The organism is Achromobacter sp. MYb9 (genome assembly GCF_002975275.1).
Taxonomy (GTDB): Bacteria; Pseudomonadota; Gammaproteobacteria; order Burkholderiales; family Burkholderiaceae_B; genus Achromobacter.
Genome location: NZ_PCOQ01000017.1, coordinates 36629 through 50781 on the forward strand (window position 1 = coordinate 36629; position 14153 = coordinate 50781).

Here is a 14153-nt window from a genome sequence, read left to right on the forward strand (position 1 = left end):
GTTACTCGACCCGGGCGCCGCGCCGTGCTGTTATGGCGAAAGTTCTACCGTTCTGTGCCTGTCGCGCGGTGGCCGCGCCCTTGCATACTGCTGCCTTTCCTTCGCACAAAGAGAAGCCTGCATGCGCTACCGATATGTCACTGCCGATGTCTTTACCACCGAGCCCTATAGCGGCAATCCGTTGGCGGTTGTGCTTGACGCACAGGGGCTGGAGTCCGCGCAGATGCAGCGCATCGCGCGCGAATTCAATTATTCGGAAACCAGCTTCGTGTTGCCACCGAAAGACCCGGCGCATACTGCCTGGGTGCGCATCTTCACGCCTGACCGCGAAGTGCCGTTCGCCGGGCATCCCAATGTGGGTACCGCGGCAGTGCTGGCGCGCGAAATGATCACCGCCGGGCGTCCCGCGCCGGACGCATTCGTTTTCGAAGAGGCGGCGGGCCTGGTGCGGATCTCGGTGAAGACGGGCGCAAAGGGTGTGGAGGGCGTGGAACTGTTGGCGCCGCAGCCGTTGTCGCGCGCTAGCGAAGCGCCGGTGGCGGCAGTGGCCCGGGCCTTGAAATTGGAGCCCGCCGACATCGACACGTCGACGCACGCGCCGCAGGTGGTCTCGGTGGGGCTGATCTTTCTGGTCGTGCAGTTGCGCAGCCGCGATGCGCTGCGCCGCGCGGCGCCGGACGTTGATGGCTATGCCGCGCTGCTGCCGCTGGACGGCGCGAAGTCCATCTATGCCTATACCACCGACACGGCCGCAGACGCCGGCCACGCGCCGGCGGACATCCAGGCCCGGATGTTCACCGGACGCATGACCGAAGACCCCGCCACGGGCAGCGCGACGGCGGCGATGACGGCGTTGCGCGCGGCACTGCGAGGCGACGGGATGTTGCGGCTACGCGTGAAGCAGGGTGTGGACATGGGCCGGGCAAGCTTGCTGCTGGCGCACGCCGAATCTCGGTCCGACGGCGTCTGGGCGGGCGTTGCGGGCCAAGCGGTCATCGTCATGGAAGGCACGCTGCCTGCGCCCGAGGCGTCTTGATGGCTCAAGCCGCGTTGCATGGTGTTGCCTGCCGCGCAAGGGCTCGTGTATGCTCGTTTGCATGAACGCAATGCACTTCGCGCCGGCACGCCGGGCAGATAACCGACGAATCACTCGACGTCTACGTTGAGTGGCAAGTCACGTTCAGGCGCTGAATTTTCGGCGCTTCATCCTGAAGGCCACGATACCCCTCGTGGTCTTTTTGTTTGTGCTTTGCCGTTCCCGCTCGCGAGGCGTATCTCCAGGCTTTCGTCCTCTATGTCAAAGGAACGAAGCATGACCCCTCAAGATCTTTCCATCCGGCCCTACCATGCCGCCGATGAGTGCGCCATCGTTCAGCTATGGCACGATTGCGGCCTGACGCGACCCTGGAACGATCCGGTGAAAGACATCGCGCGCAAGCTGACCGTGCAGTCCGATCTCTTCCTGGTGGGTGAGGCCCAAGGCGCGCTCGTGGGCACGCTTATGGGGGGCTATGACGGCCATCGCGGTTGGATCAACTACCTGGCGGTTTCGCCCGCGCATCAGCGGCGCGGCTACGCCACCGCGCTGATGCGCGCGGTGGAGCGAAAGCTGCTGGAAATGGGGTGCCCCAAGATCAATCTGCTGATCCGCACGGGCAACGTGGCGGTGCAAGGGTTTTACGAATCGCTGGGGTTTCAGCAAGACGAGGTGGTCAGCCTGGGCAAGCGGCTGATCCCTGACCTTTAAGCGGAACGGATCTGGCACGGGGATGTGCCGGATCCGTCCGCGGCCGACGCAGCCGTTGCTTAGATCGCGACGGTCAGGTAGACGGCTTCGCGGCCGATGATCGGCATGCGGGTCGGCATGAAGATCGTGCAGCGGTCGCATGGCGAGCGGATTTCTTCGGTGCCGTTCATGGCGATCAGCTCGTCCTTGTCGAAGGTTTCGAAACCGATGACCGGGCGCGTGAAGCGGAAGTCGTCGGACTTCACCATGTGGACCTCCAGCAGGCGGTACCGCTGCGGGGCCGGGGGCGGCACGGCGCCGGCCGGGGTATCGATCAGGCCCGTGTGCGCCAGGAAGCGCATCGAGACATCGGTGGCCAGGTCGGCGGCGGACTTGGCGAAGTGCTGCCCGCATTCCACCACCAGCGAACCGCCGCTGTCAGATAGCGGATCGCCGTGATGGCCATAGCCCATGACGCCCGTGCCCGGGAACTTGTGCTGCGGCATGACCAGGTGCACCAACGGCGCGCCCACGGCGGCGGCCAGCGCGGTGTTGCGGTCCATCTCGTTGTAAACCCAGAATGGCTGGACCGGCGCGCGGGTCGAATGGATGTCCAGGACGAAATCGGCGGCATCCAGCACCGGGCGCAGTTCGCGGGCGCGGCGCAATTCGGGGCTGTCTTCAGTGCCGTCCAGCATGGCTGCGGACCAGATGCGGTTCAGGTTGTGCACCAGCTGGCGATTTTCGTAGGGCTGGTCGATGTCGAACGCCTCATACGCTTCGACGTGAGCGAAGCTGACCGTGAGCGTGCCAATCTTCGGCCGCACCCCGGTGTCCAGCAGATGGGTCGCGGCGACCATGCCACAGATCTCATTGCCGTGGGTGATGGCATTGATGAGCACGTGCGGGCCGGGTACGCCGGACTCGAAGCGGTGGACGTAAGGGATGCCGGTGTTGCCCTCCCGGTAGGCCGAGAGGTCGCGGGGCAGGACTTCAAGGGGGGCGGTGTCGGGTTCGAAAGCGGGATTTTGCATGGGATGGGGCCTATTCGGGGCGGATGCCGGCGCGGTCGATCAGGTCTTTATACAGCGCCAGGCGTTCGGTCATCATGGTGGTGAACTGTTGCGGAGTCTGGTTTTCTGGCGGCAGGGCGCCGGCCTTCTCCAGCGCTTGCGGCATGCCGTCCTGACTGGCGGCGGTGCGCACGGCGGCAAGCAGGGTCTGGACGATGTCGTCCGGCGTGCCGGCCGGGGCAGCCAGCCCGATCCACGACATTGCGTTCAGGACCGGGTAGCCTAATTCGGCGAAGGTCGGCACGTCGGGCAGGGCGTCCAGGCGCTTGGGCGCCGCCACGGCCAGCGCGCGCATCTTGCCTACCTGGATGTGGGGCAGGAAGGGCGCCAGGTTGTCCAGCGCGAATTGCGCCTGGTTGGACAGCAGGGCGTTGATCAAGGGCGCGCCGCCACGGTACGGCACATGCATGGCCTGCACCTGCAGGGTGTTCTTGAACAGTTCCGCGTTGAGCTGGCCCATGCTGCCGATGCCGGCCGTTGCGTAGTGCAGCTCGTCGGGACGGGCCTTCAGCAACGCGACGAATTCCGTCAGGGTCTTGGCTGGCACGTCGATGTTCGTCACCAGCACATTCGGCGTGCGCGACAACTGCGAGATCGAAATGAAATCCTTGATCGGGTCGTAGCCCAGATCATTGCGCATCAGCGGGTTGGCCAGATGCGAGCTTTGCGACGAGGCGACCAGCGTGTAGCCGTCAGGCTTGGCGCGCGCCACGCGCTGGCTGCCGATGGCACCGCCTGCGCCATCGCGGTTTTCGATGACGATGGTCGTGCCCAGCGCCCGGCCCAGCGCGTCCGCGTAGATACGGCCGATCAGGTCGACGGATCCGCCTGCGGGAAACGGCACGACCAGCGTGATGGGACGGGAGGGGTAGGCATTGGCCCGTGCGGCCAGGGGCAGGACGGCTGCGCCCAGCCCGGCAAGGACGAGGCTGCGGCGCATCAGGGACGGCGCAGCGGAGGGGTGCTTCATGGCGCTCTCTTGTGGTCGAAGTCGGATTGGTCTATTTTGCAATACTCGTTGCAGGCAAGAATATAAGATGCAATGAATATTGTGAAATTTGGGGTTATCACCTAGTGCCGCCTATTGTGGAATCGCTGCCATCATGAATCTGAACCAACGCATCGCCACCTACGCCAAGAAGCTCAGCAAGGCCGAAAGCCTGCTGGTCGAGGAGATGCAGGCGCGCTATCCGCAAAGCCTGCTGGAATCGGCGACTGCGCTAGCCAAGCGCGTCGGCACCAGCGCGTCCACCGTTGTCCGCTTATTGGCCAAGCTGGGCTATGAGAGCTATGCGCAGGCGCAGATGGAGGCGCGTTCGGAAGTGACGGCGCGCCTGGCTTCACCGGGCGAACGCGCCGACGCGGTCAGCGGCGACAATCCGTCGGCGCGGGCCTGCCTGCACAACGCGTTGCTGCATGATCAGCACAATCTGCAGGAGACGTTCGCCGCCCTCGACGTGGGGGCATTCGAAGGCGCCGTGCGCCTGCTGACGCAGCGCAAATCCCGCGTGCATGTGCTGGGCTTGCGGCAAGCGGCGCCTCTGGCCAGCCATGTGGCGCTGTACCTGAATCTGTGCCTGCCGGCGGTCAGGCCGATAGGCGGGCCGGGGCCAATGTTCCTGGAAGACCAGTTGCTGTGGATCGGCCCCGACGATGTGCTGCTGGCGTTCACCTTCAGGCGGTATTCGGTTGCCACGGCGAATGCGGTGAAGGTCTTCAGGCAGCGGGGCGGCAAGGTGGTGCTGATCACGGACGCTGCGTCGGCGCCTGCGGCCGCATCGGCGCACCATGTGCTGGTCGCGCGCAGTTCAAGCGCGTCCCCGTTCGATTCCTATACGGCGGCGTTTTCAGTGTGCAACGCGTTGTTGGCCGCTGTCGCGCAGCGCAGCCGCAAAGCGCTGGGCGCGGCCTTGGAACGCGGGGAAGATCTGTGGGAGTCGAAGTGGATCCGACCAGCGGGCGAAGACCTGGCACCGAAGTAGGGCGCCGGCCCCTCATTTCCCGCCATCCCGAAAAACGCGCCGGGGGGTCAAAAAGTCCGAATTCGCGTGGTTTTTTACCCTCTGCAAGATGCGCCCGCACTACCTCGATTAGTGCGTCATGACCCGTTGAAAGGACTCCTTTTCAAGCGCTTCTATTTTTGGCATATTGCGCCCGGATACAACCGTTTCAGGAGCAATAAGCATGAGCGCGTGGCCGCAGCGCCATATCGATGGTTTTCAAGTGGGATGCGAGATCGTGAGCCTGGATACTGGCGTGCTGGCCATCGAAGTGACGGTCCGACGGTCGGGCGACGGCGAAGGCCTCCAGCGCTGGTCCTTGCCCAGATTCGTGACGTTCGCGGATGCGGCGGTAGCAAGGCGCCATGCCGAATTGGTGCTGTCGGGGATTGTTTCGGTGGACAAGGCCACGGGCGAGCCCCGTTATGGCATTCTATAAGGGCGCGGACCCCGCAATTGTCCCGCCATCGCCCTACCAAATGTTGCTGGTTTTCGACAGCTTCGATGGGTCTGGCAGGCGCATGACATTTGAGGACGGCACGCGTTAAGGGAAGCGGCAACCGTAGGTTTTGTTTCGTTTATCACAATCGCGTGCCGTATACCGGTGGGTTTGGCCGGTACAGTGGTAGCGGATGACAACAAAAAGGAGAGTTCCATGTTTGATACTTTTCCTGTCCTGCGTCGTGTTGGCCTGGCGGCGGCGACGATCGGTGTAGCGAGTCTGCTGTTCGCAGGCTGTTCCACCACCAGCCCCAAAGACTCCGCGACATCCTCGGAGAAGCGCGAGTCGATGAACAGCGCGGCCAACGCCACGTTGACCAAGCTGTACGAGGCCTCGCCGCAATCCAAGGAATTGGTGGCGCGCGCAAGAGGCGTGCTGGTGTTTCCTGACGTGCTGAGCGGCAGCTTCATCGTAGGCGCCGAGCATGGCAATGGCGTGCTGCGAGTCGGCGGCGCCAATGCGGGCTACTACAGCACGACCGCGGGTTCGATCGGCTTCCAGGCCGGTGCGCAATCCAAGGCCATGGTGTTGCTGTTCATGACGGATGATGCGCTGAACAAGTTCCGCAACAGCAGCGGCTGGACCGTCGGCGCCGATGCCACGGTGGCGGTCGTGAATGTGGGCGCGAACGGCCGTATCGATACCAATACGGCGCAGCAACCGATTGTCGGTTTCGTGATGAACAACGGCGGCCTCATGGCTGGCGTCTCGCTGGCCGGCACCAAGATCTCCAAGCTCAACTGGTAAGCGCGTAGCGCTCAAGACAAAACGCCGCGGAATTTCTCCGCGGCGTTTTGTTTTTGGGTCGGCGTGCTTAGCCGAGCAGGGTGTCGCCATTGGTGCGCACGGCGTTTTCGCGCTGCATTTCGGCTTCTTCGATATCCGGATCCAGGCCGCGCCAGCGCACGATGCGTCCGCGGTCTTGCTCGGGTTCCCAACCCAGCATGCCGTAGCGCGTGATTTCAGTTTCGCCTGTGTCGAATTCCACTTCAAAGTAGCCCTGACGATCGGGTAGCGTGCCACCGGGGAACCATTCAGTTTCGGGCATGGTTTGCTCCTTGCTAAGCGATGGGAGGGATGCCGGCGTGATAGCAGCCGACGCGCTCATTGTGCGGGGGGCGGCGGCATCCCGCAAGTTTCCGAAAAGCGACGCGCGGTATCGTCAAGCGAGCGGAACCGCGGTGGTGTACAGCACCTGCTTCAACGCGAAGCTTGAACGGATGCTGGCGACGCCCGGGATGCGGGTGATGTGCTCGACGATCAGGCGTTCCAGCGCGTCCACATCCGGCACCAGTGCCCGGATCAGATAGTCGGCGTCTCCCGACATCAGATAGCACTCCATGATTTCCGGCAGGACGGCGATTTCGCGCTCGAAGACGTCCAGGGCGGCCTTGCGCTGCTTGTCCAGCGAGATCTGGATGAACACGTTGACTTTCAGCCCCAGTTTGCGCGCGTTCAGCAGCGTGACGCGGCGATCGATCAAGCCCTCGGTTTCCAGGCGGCGAACACGAGCCAGGCAGGGCGAGGCTGACAGGTTCACGCGGGCGGCAAGCTCGACATTCGTCAGTCTCGCATCGCGCTGAAGTTCGTTGAGGATTCGGATGTCAGTGGCATCCAGGTTGATTTCCGGCATAAGTTACCTAGGTCTGGTGAATGTGCAGTCGCTTTGTGCTGTGGGAAGAGTTTATCGAAGTGAATTGAAGTGAAATATGCCGGGGTTTACCCTATAGACTATTTCTTCCTTTGGTTAATCGGCCAAAGTGCAGAATAATCAAGCAGTAGACCGGGCAGTAATGAGTCAGCAAAGCACGTTGCGCAAGTTTTTGCCATTGATCGGCGCGGTCATGGTCTGGGGCGGGAATTGGCCGGTCATGAAGTTGGGGCTGACGCACATGAGCCCGCTGTGGCTGGCCGCCAGCCGCTTCGGGTCGGCGGCGCTGATCAGCGTGCTGGTGCTGGGCGCCATGGGACGCCTGCGCCTGCCGACGCGGCAGGAATGGCCGTTGGTAGCGGGCGTGGCGCTGTTGCAGATGGGCGCATTTACCGCGTTGGCGCTGTGGGCGCTGCAATACGTGGCGCCCGGACGCGCATCCGTCATCGCCTACGCCACTTCGATCTGGGTCATTCCGTTGTCGGCGCTGATCCTGAAAGAGCGCTTGTCGGCCGGCCAATGGTTGGCCACCGCGTTGAGCTACGCAGGCATCGGCGTGATCGTCGCGCCGGCGTTCAGCCCGTGGCAGGCGCATACGGTGATCGGCCTGGTCATGCTGCTGGGCGCCTCGTTCGCGTGGGCCTGCAACATCATCCAGCTGCGCGGCAACCGGCATGTGCGCCTGGGGGCGGACATGATCCCTTGGCAAACCGCGATCGCGACGGTGCCGCTGGCTGCTCTGGCGTGGATGCGCGACGGTACGCCGGATTTTCTGGCCGTGCCCGAGGCGTGGCCCATCATCCTTTATACGGGCCCGCTGGCCACGGCGTTGACCTTCATCGTGGTGCTGGGCATGACGCAGAAGATGCCGCCTGTCGCCACGTCGATTGCGATGCTGTGCGTGCCGGTGATCGGCCTGATCGTGTCCTCGCTGGTGTTCCATGAACGCATGTCGGGCGATTTGGTGTTGGGCCTGTCGCTCATCGGCGCAAGCGTGGCCGCGTCCGCCGTGGCCGCCCGATTCAAGCGGGCGATGGTGCTGCGTCCTTCCTAGAACGCCCTGGAATGGTTGCTGGCCTGACCCTGGGGCGGGAAGGCGGGCGTGCTATCGTTGAGGGATTCAAGAGAGAACCACGCATGGCATTGCATCGTTTCCAAAAAGGCGAATTGAGTCGTTGGCTGCGGCTGGTGGCTGACAGTTCCGAACCCGGCACCGCTCAAGTCGACGTGCCCGATGAAGTCGCGAAGGCGCTGGTCACCCTGCGTTGCGTTCAGGCCGGCGTCGACGGCCGCTGGACGATCACCGAAAAGGGCAAGCTTGCCCTGCGTATGGAAGAGCCGGGCGCAATACACGTGCGTTGACCGGCAAGCACGCTGGCAGGTGTGCCAGGCGCTGCCATCCCGTCCTGGCTGCCATCCGGTCCCGGCTGCCAATCAATCGTCCCCGCATCGCGGCTGCCCGTGGTCCTTGGCCCGAATATCGGCATAGTTTGCGAATGATTTCGCAGTATGTCGCCCGTTCGCGGCTATTGGCCGGACAGTACGGGAATCTCCTGAGACGGAATGTTCGGTTTGGCATCTTCCAGACGTATCGCACGGGCTTTGTCGCCAGTAAGATGAACTTGCGTGACGCTTTCAGGTCTATTTATTTATGCGGGATTTTCTCCACCCGCCACGTCACGCGTGGTTCACGCGTTTAGGTAACCGACTGGGAGGTAGCACATGCAGCATCGTGACCAGGAAGTACTGATCGACGTTTCCACAGCGGCCATGGATACCGGCGGATATGGCGTTTTGCTGACGGTAACGGCCGAGGGCGGCACCGAAGTGGATGCCGCGTTTTCCCACTTGGGCAACTGCGCTTCGTTGGACGAAGCACGTGATCGCGCGGAAATTTTCGCGCAGAACTGGGTTGAGGAAAATATCTTCCGATAGGGCATTGCGCCTTGGGCGAAGCTAAGCGGTTGAACCGGTCTGTGCGTGCATGACGCTGCGGAGAATGCTCGAAAGTTTGCGACGAAAATTTCGGTTATCGTTGCTGCTCCAAAACCTGGGGCCCTATTCGGGCATGCGTCGTTCCAAGATGACTGCCGCACAGACCAACCACTCTCTCGCGGATCATGTCCGCGCGTTGCGCGAACATTTCGATAGCGTCATTCTGCCCTTGTGGATGGGGCAGGGTTTCAATGACGCGGCCGGTCTCCCTTACGAATCGCTGGATGCCGCGACGGGTGCGCCGCTTGCACCGGTGCGCTACCGTGCCATGGCCTGCGCGCGCCAACTGTACGTGTTTTCGCAGGCGCCCGGCGCGGCCGCCGGCCAGCATGCGGACCGCCTGTTCGAATCGTTGCGCCGCGTGTTCCGCGACGACGCACAGGGCGGCTGGCGGTACAGCGTGGACGCCGATGCGCGGCCGCTGGACGAAACCCAGGATCTCTATACCCATGCGTTTGTCGTGCTGGCGTGCGCCGCCTATTTTCAGCGCAGCCGCCAAGCCGATGCCCGCAAGTTGATGCTGGCCACCGCATCAACCATCGAGGCGCGTTTCAAGACCCGCGACGGGCTGTACCACGCTGCGCTCAGCCCCGACTTTAGCCAGCCGTTGCGCCCGCCCGCGCAGAATCCCATGATGCACCTGACCGAGGCGTATCTGGCGGCGGCGCAGGTGGCCGAGCCCGCGCTGTTCGCACAGCATTTGCGCAGTTTGGCGCAGGCGATCAGCCAGTTTTTCGTCCATGCGCCAACGCAGTGCATTTCGGAAGCGTTGCAAGGCACGGCGGATAACCGCCTTGAACCGGGGCACCAGTTTGAATGGCTGTCGCTGGTGCATGGCGCCGCCGAGGTTTTCGATGGGCTGGACCTGGTGGAATCGCTGCCGCGCGCCGTGCTGTGGTCGCGCCAGCATGGCGTGGATGTTGCCGGGCCGGGCGTGCTGGCGTCATTGGACGAATCGGGCGCCGTTATCGACGGCACCCGGCGCATCTGGGCGCAGACGGAATATCTGCGCGCCTTGGCGGTGCTGGGCGATCGGTCCGCGCTGGCGTCAGGACTGGCCGATTTCCGCGCCCGGTTCCTGCATGACGGGGGCTGGTTCGAATGCCTGGACGCAAGCGGGGCGGTGGTGCGCGCCGACATGCCCTCGACGTCGCCCTATCATCTGGCAACCTGCCTGGCCGCCTTGCCGGGCGTTGTTTAATTGCGGCGTTAACAATTATTGTCGCTCTATTGTTAGGATTTGATAGAAAAACATTGGTGAAATCCCTTACAATTTGCTAACACTGTTTGTAGGGAAGCATCAATGAGCGTTATGTGCTTGGCTTGCCAACGCATTAACCCGGGGCTGTCGGGCGTTGCGCCGCATTCGCACCTGGGGCATCAAGGTTTCACCAATCCCACCCAGAAAGGGCGTGAGGAAAGCCGTGAAGACCACTTCCGCTGCCTGAGCTGCGGGGCGAAATGGCTGCGTGAAACGGACAAGTGGGGCGTGGACCTGGGTTTCAAGCTCGCGCCTTGATCGCGCTGCGTTACCGTATGCCGACCGGGCCTCTGAGAAGAGGCCCGTTTCATTTTGAAATTGTTCGCAGGGTATTTGTGAAACGTTATGGTTCCGCGCCGCTGGCTCAAGCCGCCTGCCGGCCGGGGCTGGCGGCCACGACGTCGGGATCCGCGCTGGCGGTTTGCTGCAGCCATTGCCGAAAGCAGGCCAGGGCGTAGTGATCCCGGCGCTGGGCGGGCGCGCACAGGTGGTAGCCGCGGCTGAGGCGGATGGGCAGATCGGGAAATGGAGCGGCAACACGGCCGGATTGGAGCTCGTCGCGCACCAGGCAGCGTTGCAGTACCGCGATCCCCATATCGGCCATCACGGCACGGACCAGGATGGAAACTTGATCGAAACCGTTGGATAGCGTGACGGCGTCGCGGGGCACGCCTGCCGCGGTGAACCATTGCGCCCAGTTGTCCTTGCCGTTCGAGTGATACAGCAGCGGTTCGCCGAGCAGGCCGTGCGGCGTGTTCCACAGGCCCTGGGTCTGCCTTGCCGCCAACCGGCCCGGGTGGCAGATCACCACCATTTCCCGACCGATTACGTAATCGGCCTGCCAGCCCGGCCACTGTTCGGGCGTCCCGGACAGGATGCTGGCATCCGGCGTTGCGCCTGAAAAGTCCTCATTGCGCCGATAGGCCGCGAAACTCAGCTGGATCTCGGGATGGCGCTGGTGGAAATCCGGCAGGTGCGGCACCAGCCAGGCGCTGGCCAGCGTGGGAACGGTAGACAACGTCAGGCGGAAGCGGCGGTCGTCGGCCCGCAGTTCGGTACTGAGCAGTTCGATCGCCTGCAATGGCGCCTGGGCCCCTTCGTAAAGCCGCTTGCCCGTGTCGGTCAAGGTCAGCCCGTGCGCGTTCCGGTGCATCAAGGGCTGGCCAAAATGTGCTTCCAGGCGGGAGATGGCCCGGCTGATGGCGCCCTGGGTCACGCATAGTGTCTGCGCCGCTTGCGTGAAGCTACCCAGACGCGCGGCCGTGATGAAGGCGTGCAACTCTGACATGGACGGCGAGTGCAGGCGCATTGAGCATGACCTTTGGTAATGAAGGAGTGCAATATAGTCGTTTGAAAGGGGATCGTAAAGTTTGGACACTGGCGGCCGTATCTGCAGACCCACAACGACTTTTCAATTTTCGGAGTAGCTCCATGTCCCGCCGCCTGTTGGGCCGGTCCGCGCGTTTCGCGCTTGCCGGCATGTTTGCCACGCTGTCCTTTGCCGGTGTCGCCCAAGCCGCCGACTATCCTTCCCGTCCCATCAAGCTGGTGGTGCCGTTCGCCGCTGGCGGCTCGACCGACATCGTCGCCCGCCTGGTGGCGGAATACGCTGGCCGCGACCTGAAGCAGACCATCGTTGTCGAAAACAAGGCGGGCGCGGGCGGTTCGATGGGTATGGAGCAAGTGGCCCGGTCCACGCCCGATGGCTACACGATCGGCATGGCCACGATGAGCACGCATGGCTCGAACCCGGCCGTGTATCGCAAGATGAATTACGACCCGGTAAAGGACTTCGTTCCGGTGGCCAATGTGGTGGCCGTGCCCAGCATCTTTGCGATCAACCCGAACCTGCCAGCCAAGAACATGGCCGAATTCGTGGCGCTGGCAAAGCGCGCGCCGGCCGACCGCTACAGCTTCGCGTCGCCGGGCGTGGGTTCGTTGGGCCACGTGAACATCGAGAATTTCATGATGCTGTCGGGCATCAAGCTGCTGCACGTGCCGTACCGTGGCGCGGGCCCGGCCTTGAACGACGTGATGGGCGGGCAGGTGGATGCGATCACCGACAACCTGTCGTCGACGTTGCCGCAGGTGCTGGGCGGCAAATTGCGTCCGCTGGCCGTGTTGGGGGCCGAGCGTTCGCCGCTGTTGCCGGACGTGCCTACCTACATCGAACTGGGCTATCCCGACATGGGCACGGGCGGCTGGTTCGGCCTGGTGGCGCCGGCCGGCACGCCGTCCGCCGTGGTCGACCGCTTGAACCAGGCGGTGCGCGCCGCGATGAAGGACCCGGAGTTCCGCAAGAAGGCCGAGGACGTGGGTGGTACGCTGATGCCGACGACTCCGCAAGAGTTCCAGGTCCAGATCGAACAGGCCCTGGCCCGCTACGCCAAAGTGGCCAAGGCCGCCAACATCCAGGCTGACTGACGATGAGAAACGCCGATTTCAACGCGGTTTCCGTGCATGAACCCCAAGGGCCGGCCCTGCCGCTGGTCTGTGATTCGCCCCATAGCGGTGAACGCTATCCCGATGACTTCGGGGCCGCGGCGACGCGCGCGCAGCTACGCCAGGGCGAAGACACGCATGTGGACGCGTTGTGGTCGGCGGCCCCCGCGTTGGGCGCCACGCTGATCGCAGCGAATTTTCCGCGCGTGTATATCGACCCCAACCGGACGTTGCAGGACCTGGACCCCGAGCTGTTGGCCGAGCCCTGGCCCGAACCGCTGTCGCCGGGCGAGAAGACGCGGCTGGGCAAGGGCTTGATCTGGCGCCGGATGGACAAGGCCACGCCGATCTACGATCGCAAGCTGTCGCTGGACGAAGTTCGGCACCGCATTCAGGCGTACTACGCGCCGTACCATGCGGCCCTGTCGCAGGCGATCAACCGGGTCGAGCAGCGTTTCGGCGCCGTCTGGCACCTGAACCTGCATTCCATGCCCAATGACGCCTACGAACGTCTGGGGCGGCAGAGCGAACATCCGTTGGCGGACTTCGTGTTGGGCGACCGCGACGGTACGACCTGCGAGCCCGAATTCATCGCGCTGATCGAGAAGGCGCTGCGTGATCTGGGCTATACGGTCGCGCGCAACGATCCCTACAAGGGCGTGCAATTGATCGCGCAGATCGGGCAACCGGCATTGAACCGTCACAGCCTGCAAGTGGAAATCCGGCGTCCGTTGTACATGGACGAGGCCACGCGCGAGCGCAACCCGGGCTTCGAACAGCTTCGGGGTCATCTGTCGCAAGTGCTGGAGCAGGTGGCCGATTACGTGCGGGTCCGCATGAACGCCGTTACGTCGACAAAATAGACTCGCGTGTGCGTAAACGCGCCAAAAAGCCGGAATTGATGTGGATCAATTCCGGCTGTTTTTTTCGTGGGGCCGCCCCGAGAAAAAAAAGCCCCCTTGGGGGGCAGCAAGGCCGCGTCAGCGGCTGCGGCGTGGGGGCCACATTTTCAGAGACTTAAGTTTTCTTCCGCCGGGCCGTTGTCGCTAACAACGAGCTGCGCCGCCTTCGGCTGTGGCGATAGGAAACCGTAATGCTAGAGAAGACGATCAACGGATTTTCGGTGGTGGCGTACGCGACGCAACCCGAGGGCCGCACGCCGCCGCGGGCGTTCCTGGAGACGAGGCGTCTTGCGCCAAAGCCCAAGCCCGGAGAGGCGGACGGGGACGCAGGCGGCCAAGGGAGGGAAGCCGCGGAACCGGATGCGGCCAAGTCCGAAGGCCAGCCCTTCGAGATCTTCGTCAGCCGACGTTTCCGCAGCACGATCGAAGCCATGTCGGCGGCGCGCAACGCATTGGACCGCGTGAAAAGCGTGGACGAGGACGGCGTGCCCGACCACCTGCCGGAGTAGCGCGCAAGACAGGCCCAGGCGGGCCGGCTGCGTGATGTCCGGCGCAGCGCCCCATATTGTTATCCCGACTTTGTATTTGTCGAACGCCTGAG

18 protein-coding genes are annotated in these 14153 nt (G+C 63.4%); 13 read left to right on the top strand and 5 right to left on the bottom strand.

The annotated features are described in order from the left end of the window. The first annotated feature begins 121 nt into the window (after window positions 1-121). On the top strand, window positions 122-1036 hold the full coding sequence (locus CQ050_RS21490) for a PhzF family phenazine biosynthesis protein (protein ID WP_105558852.1): 915 nt from the start codon (window positions 122-124) through the stop codon (window positions 1034-1036). Between the two features lie 276 nt (window positions 1037-1312). Next, window positions 1313-1747, top strand: a complete 435-nt coding sequence (locus tag CQ050_RS21495; protein WP_105558853.1) for a GNAT family acetyltransferase — start codon at window positions 1313-1315, stop codon at window positions 1745-1747. Between the two features lie 59 nt (window positions 1748-1806). On the opposite strand, the gene CQ050_RS21500 is transcribed toward CQ050_RS21495, so the two are convergent. Together CQ050_RS21500 and CQ050_RS21505 are read right to left on the bottom strand one after the other, a co-directional pair. Beyond that, window positions 1807-2760, bottom strand: coding sequence for a succinylglutamate desuccinylase/aspartoacylase family protein (locus CQ050_RS21500; RefSeq protein WP_105558854.1), 954 nt, complete (start codon window positions 2758-2760; stop codon window positions 1807-1809). A 10-nt stretch (window positions 2761-2770) separates the two neighbouring features. Next, the gene (locus tag CQ050_RS21505; RefSeq protein ID WP_105558855.1) at window positions 2771-3769 is read right to left on the bottom strand and encodes a tripartite tricarboxylate transporter substrate binding protein; all 999 of its coding nucleotides are present in this window, start codon (window positions 3767-3769) and stop codon (window positions 2771-2773) included. A gap of 133 nt (window positions 3770-3902) precedes the next feature. Here CQ050_RS21505 and CQ050_RS21510 point away from each other — a divergent pair, with 133 nt between their 5' ends. The 3 genes from CQ050_RS21510 (at window position 3903) to CQ050_RS21520 (ending at window position 6048) form a co-directional block, all read left to right on the top strand. After that, a complete protein-coding gene (locus CQ050_RS21510) occupies window positions 3903-4781 on the top strand; it encodes a MurR/RpiR family transcriptional regulator (protein WP_105558856.1) in 879 nt (292 codons plus the stop codon). Window positions 4782-4983: 202 nt separating this feature from the next. Beyond that, window positions 4984-5238 carry a hypothetical protein gene (locus CQ050_RS21515; protein WP_105558857.1) on the top strand — a complete coding sequence of 85 codons (255 nt, stop codon included), beginning with the start codon at window positions 4984-4986 and terminating at the stop codon, window positions 5236-5238. 216 nt (window positions 5239-5454) lie between these two features. Further along, entirely contained in the window at window positions 5455-6048 is a 594-nt protein-coding gene (locus tag CQ050_RS21520; RefSeq protein ID WP_105558858.1) for a YSC84-related protein, read from the top strand. Window positions 6049-6115: 67 nt separating this feature from the next. Here CQ050_RS21520 and CQ050_RS21525 read toward each other — a convergent pair whose 3' ends face one another. Beyond that, window positions 6116-6349, bottom strand: a complete 234-nt coding sequence (locus tag CQ050_RS21525; RefSeq protein ID WP_105558859.1) for a hypothetical protein — start codon at window positions 6347-6349, stop codon at window positions 6116-6118. Between the two features lie 114 nt (window positions 6350-6463). Continuing rightward, window positions 6464-6934: an Lrp/AsnC family transcriptional regulator gene (locus CQ050_RS21530; RefSeq protein WP_006226939.1), complete on the bottom strand. Its 471-nt coding sequence runs from the start codon at window positions 6932-6934 to the stop codon at window positions 6464-6466. A gap of 160 nt (window positions 6935-7094) precedes the next feature. Between CQ050_RS21530 and CQ050_RS21535 the strand changes: the two genes are divergently transcribed. The 5 genes from CQ050_RS21535 to CQ050_RS21555 all read left to right on the top strand — a co-directional run bounded on the left by CQ050_RS21535 (window position 7095) and on the right by CQ050_RS21555 (window position 10466). Then, entirely contained in the window at window positions 7095-8006 is a 912-nt protein-coding gene (locus tag CQ050_RS21535) for a DMT family transporter (protein ID WP_105558860.1), read from the top strand. An 83-nt stretch (window positions 8007-8089) separates the two neighbouring features. Further along, entirely contained in the window at window positions 8090-8314 is a 225-nt protein-coding gene (locus tag CQ050_RS21540; protein ID WP_105558861.1) for a hypothetical protein, read from the top strand. Window positions 8315-8674: 360 nt separating this feature from the next. Continuing rightward, a complete protein-coding gene (locus tag CQ050_RS21545; protein ID WP_006218759.1) occupies window positions 8675-8887 on the top strand; it encodes a hypothetical protein in 213 nt (70 codons plus the stop codon). A 148-nt stretch (window positions 8888-9035) separates the two neighbouring features. Beyond that, window positions 9036-10148 (top strand): AGE family epimerase/isomerase, encoded by a 1113-nt coding sequence (locus CQ050_RS21550; protein WP_105558933.1) that lies wholly within the window; start codon window positions 9036-9038, stop codon window positions 10146-10148. A 102-nt stretch (window positions 10149-10250) separates the two neighbouring features. Continuing rightward, window positions 10251-10466: a hypothetical protein gene (locus CQ050_RS21555; RefSeq protein ID WP_082386981.1), complete on the top strand. Its 216-nt coding sequence runs from the start codon at window positions 10251-10253 to the stop codon at window positions 10464-10466. A gap of 106 nt (window positions 10467-10572) precedes the next feature. Here the strand turns inward: CQ050_RS21555 and CQ050_RS21560 are convergent, their stop codons facing one another. Further along, on the bottom strand, window positions 10573-11517 hold the full coding sequence (locus CQ050_RS21560; protein ID WP_105558862.1) for a LysR substrate-binding domain-containing protein: 945 nt from the start codon (window positions 11515-11517) through the stop codon (window positions 10573-10575). Window positions 11518-11639: 122 nt separating this feature from the next. On the opposite strand from CQ050_RS21560, the gene CQ050_RS21565 reads away from it, so the two are divergent. The 3 genes from CQ050_RS21565 to CQ050_RS21575 all read left to right on the top strand — a co-directional run bounded on the left by CQ050_RS21565 (window position 11640) and on the right by CQ050_RS21575 (window position 14061). Next, window positions 11640-12632: a tripartite tricarboxylate transporter substrate binding protein gene (locus CQ050_RS21565; RefSeq protein ID WP_105558863.1), complete on the top strand. Its 993-nt coding sequence runs from the start codon at window positions 11640-11642 to the stop codon at window positions 12630-12632. Between the two features lie 2 nt (window positions 12633-12634). After that, on the top strand, window positions 12635-13513 hold the full coding sequence (locus CQ050_RS21570) for an N-formylglutamate amidohydrolase (RefSeq protein ID WP_105558864.1): 879 nt from the start codon (window positions 12635-12637) through the stop codon (window positions 13511-13513). Window positions 13514-13743: 230 nt separating this feature from the next. Continuing rightward, window positions 13744-14061 (top strand): hypothetical protein, encoded by a 318-nt coding sequence (locus tag CQ050_RS21575; protein ID WP_105558865.1) that lies wholly within the window; start codon window positions 13744-13746, stop codon window positions 14059-14061. Window positions 14062-14153 lie beyond the last annotated feature (92 nt).

Excerpts from the sequence above, each read along its gene's own strand:
- CQ050_RS21565 (WP_105558863.1), top strand. The coding sequence starts at position 11,640 with ATGTCCCGCCGCCTGTTGGGCCGGTCCGCGCGTTTCGCGCTTGCCGGC.
- CQ050_RS21570 (WP_105558864.1), top strand. The coding sequence starts at position 12,635 with ATGAGAAACGCCGATTTCAACGCGGTTTCCGTGCATGAACCCCAAGGG.
- CQ050_RS21490 (WP_105558852.1), top strand. The coding sequence starts at position 122 with ATGCGCTACCGATATGTCACTGCCGATGTCTTTACCACCGAGCCCTAT.
- CQ050_RS21515 (WP_105558857.1), top strand. The coding sequence starts at position 4,984 with ATGAGCGCGTGGCCGCAGCGCCATATCGATGGTTTTCAAGTGGGATGC.
- CQ050_RS21545 (WP_006218759.1), top strand. The coding sequence starts at position 8,675 with ATGCAGCATCGTGACCAGGAAGTACTGATCGACGTTTCCACAGCGGCC.
- CQ050_RS21535 (WP_105558860.1), top strand. The coding sequence starts at position 7,095 with ATGAGTCAGCAAAGCACGTTGCGCAAGTTTTTGCCATTGATCGGCGCG.
- CQ050_RS21520 (WP_105558858.1), top strand. The coding sequence starts at position 5,455 with ATGTTTGATACTTTTCCTGTCCTGCGTCGTGTTGGCCTGGCGGCGGCG.
- CQ050_RS21500 (WP_105558854.1), bottom strand. The coding sequence starts at position 2,760 with ATGCAAAATCCCGCTTTCGAACCCGACACCGCCCCCCTTGAAGTCCTG.
- CQ050_RS21575 (WP_105558865.1), top strand. The coding sequence starts at position 13,744 with ATGCTAGAGAAGACGATCAACGGATTTTCGGTGGTGGCGTACGCGACG.
- CQ050_RS21510 (WP_105558856.1), top strand. The coding sequence starts at position 3,903 with ATGAATCTGAACCAACGCATCGCCACCTACGCCAAGAAGCTCAGCAAG.
- CQ050_RS21540 (WP_105558861.1), top strand. The coding sequence starts at position 8,090 with ATGGCATTGCATCGTTTCCAAAAAGGCGAATTGAGTCGTTGGCTGCGG.
- CQ050_RS21525 (WP_105558859.1), bottom strand. The coding sequence starts at position 6,349 with ATGCCCGAAACTGAATGGTTCCCCGGTGGCACGCTACCCGATCGTCAG.
- CQ050_RS21550 (WP_105558933.1), top strand. The coding sequence starts at position 9,036 with ATGACTGCCGCACAGACCAACCACTCTCTCGCGGATCATGTCCGCGCG.
- CQ050_RS21555 (WP_082386981.1), top strand. The coding sequence starts at position 10,251 with ATGAGCGTTATGTGCTTGGCTTGCCAACGCATTAACCCGGGGCTGTCG.
- CQ050_RS21530 (WP_006226939.1), bottom strand. The coding sequence starts at position 6,934 with ATGCCGGAAATCAACCTGGATGCCACTGACATCCGAATCCTCAACGAA.
- CQ050_RS21505 (WP_105558855.1), bottom strand. The coding sequence starts at position 3,769 with ATGAAGCACCCCTCCGCTGCGCCGTCCCTGATGCGCCGCAGCCTCGTC.
- CQ050_RS21560 (WP_105558862.1), bottom strand. The coding sequence starts at position 11,517 with ATGCGCCTGCACTCGCCGTCCATGTCAGAGTTGCACGCCTTCATCACG.
- CQ050_RS21495 (WP_105558853.1), top strand. The coding sequence starts at position 1,313 with ATGACCCCTCAAGATCTTTCCATCCGGCCCTACCATGCCGCCGATGAG.